Annotated in this window: 4 protein-coding genes and 1 pseudogene; all 5 read right to left on the bottom strand. The window is 33.0% G+C overall.

The window, feature by feature from the left end:
* Positions 1-420 precede the first annotated feature (420 nt).
* Positions 421-1,722: a tyrosine--tRNA ligase gene (tyrS, locus tag AC07XN_RS23140; RefSeq protein ID WP_323251666.1), complete on the bottom strand. Its 1,302-nt coding sequence runs from the start codon at positions 1,720-1,722 to the stop codon at positions 421-423.
* Between the two features lie 153 nt (positions 1,723-1,875).
* Positions 1,876-2,538 carry a response regulator gene (locus AC07XN_RS23135; RefSeq protein WP_309914665.1) on the bottom strand — a complete coding sequence of 221 codons (663 nt, stop codon included), beginning with the start codon at positions 2,536-2,538 and terminating at the stop codon, positions 1,876-1,878.
* Positions 2,539-2,604: 66 nt separating this feature from the next.
* Entirely contained in the window at positions 2,605-3,372 is a 768-nt protein-coding gene (locus AC07XN_RS23130) for a sensor histidine kinase (protein WP_309914662.1), read from the bottom strand.
* Positions 3,373-3,386: 14 nt separating this feature from the next.
* A complete protein-coding gene (locus tag AC07XN_RS23125; RefSeq protein ID WP_309914659.1) occupies positions 3,387-3,527 on the bottom strand; it encodes a hypothetical protein in 141 nt (46 codons plus the stop codon).
* Positions 3,528-5,097: 1,570 nt separating this feature from the next.
* Positions 5,098-5,605, bottom strand: a pseudogene (locus AC07XN_RS23120) (hypothetical protein); the annotation flags it as partial.

Genomic DNA, 5,605 nt, shown 5'->3' with positions numbered 1-5,605 from the left:
GAATCAATAACAAAAAACAACCTGTCTATTAAAAGCTAATTCTATTAATCATTTCTACCAATATCTCAAAGAACTCTCTAACCTAAAAATTACCGTTGTAATCCCTAAATCTTGCTAGTAATTATCTTCCTAATTACTCTAACTCTTTCCCTTTTCTCAGCCCGTTGGCGTCGTTTGGGAGTGCAAAGATGTAGGATTAATTCTAAACCACCAAACATCAATGCAAACTTTTTTTAAAACTTTTATGAAATAAATCGTAAATACATTGTTTTTCAGGAACTTAAATCATGAAAAAATTTCAAAAAAATTTAAAGAATTTATTCAACCAATACTTTACCCTCCAGAAATAAACAATTACTTTACAAAAAAATAGCCCTGAAATTACCTTTCAGGGCTGAGTTACTATGTATATCAGTAGATTTAAGCCACCGTTATCAAGTGATTTTTCTTTCCTTTGCCTACTAATAGGTACTTCCCATTCAGTAATTCAAAATTGGCTGAGTGGTTTGGATCTGCTATTCTAGTTTTATTAATGCTTAATGCGTTTCCTTGTATCGCTCTTCTAGCTTCACCTTTTGAAGGATAAATTTCAGCATTGGTTACTACTGACACCAAATCTGTCACCGTAGCACTGCTTTCAAAGTCAGTTGTGCTAATAGTTGTTTGAGGTACGCCATCGAACACGGCTAATATATCTGCATCGCTCATTCCTTGAAGTACTTCTAGCGTACCTTTTCCAAAAAGGATTTCAGAGGCTTTCACGGCAATATCATAATCTTTTTCAGAGTGTACTCTGGTTGTTACATCTTTCGCCAATGCTTTTTGCATAATACGCAGGTGCGGTGCTTCGGCATGGTCGGCCTCTAGCTTTTCTATTTCCTCTTTGCTAAGCAAGGTAAATACTCTTAGCAAACGGCTACAATCGGCGTCAGTGGCATTCAACCAAAACTGGTAGAATTGGTAGGGCGTTGTCATGGTTCTATCTAACCAAACATTGCCTGATTCAGACTTACCAAATTTTGTTCCATCGGCTTTAGTAACTAAGGGAGTAGTAAGGGCATAAGCTTTGTGCTCAATTTCATCGGCACCTCCTTCTTTACGTCTGATTATTTCTGTACCCGTGGTGATATTCCCCCATTGGTCAGAGCCTCCCATTTGCAAACGAACGTTTTTATTTTTGTATAGCCAGTAAAAATCGTAGCCTTGTAATAACTGATACGAGAATTCGGTAAATGAAATTCCTGTTTCAAGACGTTTCTTTACTGAGTCTTTAGACATCATGTAATTTACCGAAAGGTATTTCCCCGCTTCGCGAAGGAATCCTAGAAAACTAAAATCTTTGAACCAATCGTAGTTATTAACAAGCTCTGCCGAATTTTCGCCACAATCAAAATCTAAAAATTTAGATAATTGTGCACGGATACCTTCTTGGTTAAATCGTAGGGTTTCTTCAGAAAGAAATGATCTTTCTGATGCTTTGAAAGATGGATCTCCAATCATCCCTGTGGCACCTCCTACTAATGCTATTGGTTTATGTCCACACAATTGAAAATGTTTTAACAACATAATCGTTGCTAAATTACCGATATGTAATGATGCTGCTGTAGGGTCAAAGCCGATATAAGCGGCTGTCATTTCTTTTTGAAGTTGCTCTTCTGTTCCAGGCATTGCATCCTGAAGCATTCCACGCCAACGAAGTTCCTCTATAAAATTGGTTTTCATTTCTTGATTAATAAGTAGTCTCTCTAATAATTTTACGCAAAGTTAGAGATTGTATATTGATATTTCACTTGTCAGGCTGGGATTCCTGCCATGTGGGGAAAGTTATAGTAAGATAATTATCGATAAAGGAAGGTGGTGGTTTAAAGTATTTTCTTAACAAACGCCATTGCGAACAGCCCATGCTACTAATCCTGCCACATTTTTTGTACCTGTTTTTTCCATTATTCTATTCCTATGTCCCTCTACGGTTCTAGCACTCAAACATAGCATATCTGCAATGTTCTGGGTAGTGATGCCTTGACAAATGTGTTCTAGTACTTCTAGTTCTCGCTCTGAAATACCTGCTTGTAAACTTAAAGGAGTTGGATTCTTTTTTTCAGGCTTATTAATGAGCCTATTATGCATTACTTTAACCAGAAAAGGCCCATAATAGTAGTCTTCATTAAAAACAGTATAAATGGCATTTTCTACTTCATCGGGATGTGCATCCTTTAATAAATAACCGTTGGCACCGATAGACATCAGATGTGAAACAAATTTGTCTTCGTCGTGCATCGAAATCACGATTATTTTCACTTTAGGAAACTGTATTTTTATCCTTTCAGTGGCTCTGATACCATCCAATACAGGCATATTCAAATCCATTAAAACGACATTGGGAAGTGATTGGGGAATATTATCAATCAACTCTTGTCCGTTTGATGCTTCAAGTACTACTTCAAAATCATCATTGTGGCTTAATAAAGACACTATACCACGACGAAAAAGAGCATGGTCGTCGGTGACGGCAATTCTAATTTTAGTTGTATTACTCATTAATGGTTAGATTTACAGAGGAAATTAATGTATAGAAATCGCCATTAAACTAATATCAATCCCGATTTAAATCGGTACATTGATAATAAAAGTAGAGCCTCGGCCAATTTCTACATCAAATTTAATACGTCCTTTGATAAGACTCATACGACTTTCAATATTTTTTATTCCAATACCTCTGCTAGGTTGATTAATAGCCACTAAATCAAACCCTTTTCCATCATCACTCACTTGTAGAATAAGTAGGTTTTTATCTTCTTTCAAGGAAATTTTGATTTCTTTCGCCTCCGCATGCTTGATGGCATTGTTGACTAATTCTTGGGTAGAGCGGTATAAGGATAACTCTATTTTGGGGTCATACCTTTTATTGAGATTATCGTGGCAGAATTGAATAGGAAGATTGGTATGGAGGGTCATTTTTTGTGAGAAGTCTTTCAGGGCTTCAATCAACCCAAATTCATCTAAAGTACTGGGCATTAAGTCTTTAGAAATCCTTCTTACATTAAAGAGGGCTTCGTTGAGTAGTTCTTCGGTTCTGACTAAAAGTATCTTCCGTTTAGATTCATTATCTGCAAACTTATTCATTTGCGAAAGGCTCATTCTAGTAGCAGAAAGCAACGCCCCAATTTCATCGTGAAGGTCACCACCGATTTGACGACGTACTACTTCTTGTGAAACCACACTGGCTTCGAGCATTGCTTCATGAAGGGCTTCTTCGTGGGCAGCTCGTTGTATACGTTGGCGTCGATAATAGAGTATAACAAAAAATATAATTGCCGAAACAGGCAAAAGCATGGCTATTGTACCAAGTATAACGATTTTAACCTCACTCATTCAATTATGCATATTTATAAGCTACCATATTTTTGTTTAATGAGGCGTTCGTGTAACACATACACTAAAACAATAATACTAGTAGCAAATGTAAGCATAATCGTCGTTCCTATTTCGATAATGGCTTTAATTGTAGAGGGGTCTTGCTGAAACATAAACCTATTCCTAAAAGGATTCTAAAGATGAAAAGTAAAACGTAATATATTTTATTCCAGAGTTGTTTGTAAAACTTTAGTTCTTTTTGAAAATAATCACGTCACTATAAAGAAATATAAAGAGATACCTTAAAAAATTGACTAAACAGCTCATTCTTATCCAATTTAATTTGAAAATGATTTACTTAACTGAAAAGCTGTTTTACTAAACCATAAGCCTACTGCTAAAAGAATTCTAAAAACAAAAAGCAATACATAATAAATACTCCAGAGTTGATAATACAATATTGGCTGTTTTTGCCAAAGGATAATATCACCATAAAGAAATATAAAAAGCGTTCCAGAGAAATATAATAAACACCCTACACTTATCCAAAACAATGGCAACGTGTATAATTTAATCACTTGAAGAGTTTGCAATAATTGATAAAAATATATTAAAACCCATGTAATTATTAAAAGGCAAGATAACGCATTTACTATACTATTAAACTTAAAAAAACCATTTGGCATCATAAACAGATAAACACTTGTTAGTGTGTAAATGATTATTGAAATAAATATGACTCGTTTTAATTTTTTATTAATAAGAGCTTTGCGAAAAGTAAAACTCAACTAAATACCTTCTGCCAAGGCAAAGATATTTAGTATAAAATGATTGGGATGGTGTAGTATTTTTGCCCATGTAACACAAAAAACCTCAAAAATAATTGCGGCTATTACGTATAAAAAAAGCATTTGCAATTCTTTAGTAAGATATCTATGTCTGATAATACCAATTATCAAAGGAAGAAATACAACTGAAGAAGATGTATACGTCAAAATTAAATCTATCTCCATTTATTTGATTAAAGGTGTAAGTATTTATTTTTGATTTAATGCATTAGGTATTTGTATTGATGGTTTACTATACCATAAACCTATTGCTAAAAGTACTCTAAAAACAAAAAGTAATATGTAATAAATAGTCCAAAGTTGATAATACAATACTGGCTGTTTCTGCCAAAGGATAATATCACTATAAAGAAAAATAAAAAGTGTTCCAGAAAAATACAATAAACATCCTACACTTATCCAAAATAAAGGTATCGTGTAGAGTTTAATTAATTGAAGGGTTTGCAACAATTGATAAAAATATATTAAAACCCATGTAATTATTAAAAGACAAGAGATGGTATTAACCGTACTATTAAACTTAAAAAAACCATCTGGTATCATAAATAAATATACACTAACTAATGTATACATACTCGTTAGAACTAACACAAATGTCTTTAATTTACTCCCTATAAAAGCCTCCCTAAATATTAAGCTGATTAAAAGACATTCGAACAAGGCAAATATATTCAGTATAAAATGATTAGGGTAATGTAAAACCCTTCCACAAAAATTGCCTAAAACTTCGCAACTAACTGATGTTATTACGTACCAACCAAGTATTCTCAGCTCTTTAGTGAGGTATTTCTTCCTAATAATAGTAATTATCAAAGGAAGAAATACGAAAGCAGAAGATATATTTATTGCACTTGTAAATATTGAATCTACCTTCATTCAATTAAAGGTGTAAGTATTATTTTTGATTTAATGTATTAGGCATTTGTATAGCTGTTTTACTAAACCATAAGCCTACTGATAAAAGGACTCTAAAAACAAAAAGCAAAACGTAATAAATATTCCAGAGTTGGTAATACAATATTGGCACTTTTTGAAAAAGAATTGTATCACTATAAAGAAATATAAAGAGTGTTCCAGAAAAATACAACAAACTGCCTACACTTATCCAAAATAAAGGTAGCATGTAGAGTTTAATCACTTGGAGAGTTTGAAGTAATTGATAAAAATATACAAAAACCCAAATAATAATTAAAAGGCACGAAATGGTATTAACTATACTGTTAAACTTGAAAAAGCCATTTGGCATTGCAAATAGGAAAATACTGACTAATACATAAATGCTTATTATAATAAATGTAATCCTTTTTAATTTTTTATTAATAAAAGCTTCTTGAAAAACACAACTGATTAAAACACCTTCTGTTAACGCAAATATATTGAGTATAAAATGATTAGGTTTATGC

It is taken from the genome of Arcicella sp. GW458-12-2-14-TSB2, assembly GCF_059423785.1.
The sequence above is the reverse complement of the archived record's forward strand: the minus strand, read 5'-3'. Positions and strand labels throughout refer to the sequence as shown.

Bases quoted from the DNA above. Each gene is read 5' to 3' on its own strand.
- AC07XN_RS23135 (WP_309914665.1), bottom strand. From the start codon at position 2,538: ATGAGTAATACAACTAAAATTAGAATTGCCGTCACCGACGACCATGCT.
- AC07XN_RS23125 (WP_309914659.1), bottom strand. From the start codon at position 3,527: ATGTTTCAGCAAGACCCCTCTACAATTAAAGCCATTATCGAAATAGGA.
- AC07XN_RS23130 (WP_309914662.1), bottom strand. From the start codon at position 3,372: ATGAGTGAGGTTAAAATCGTTATACTTGGTACAATAGCCATGCTTTTG.
- tyrS (WP_323251666.1), bottom strand. From the start codon at position 1,722: ATGAAAACCAATTTTATAGAGGAACTTCGTTGGCGTGGAATGCTTCAG.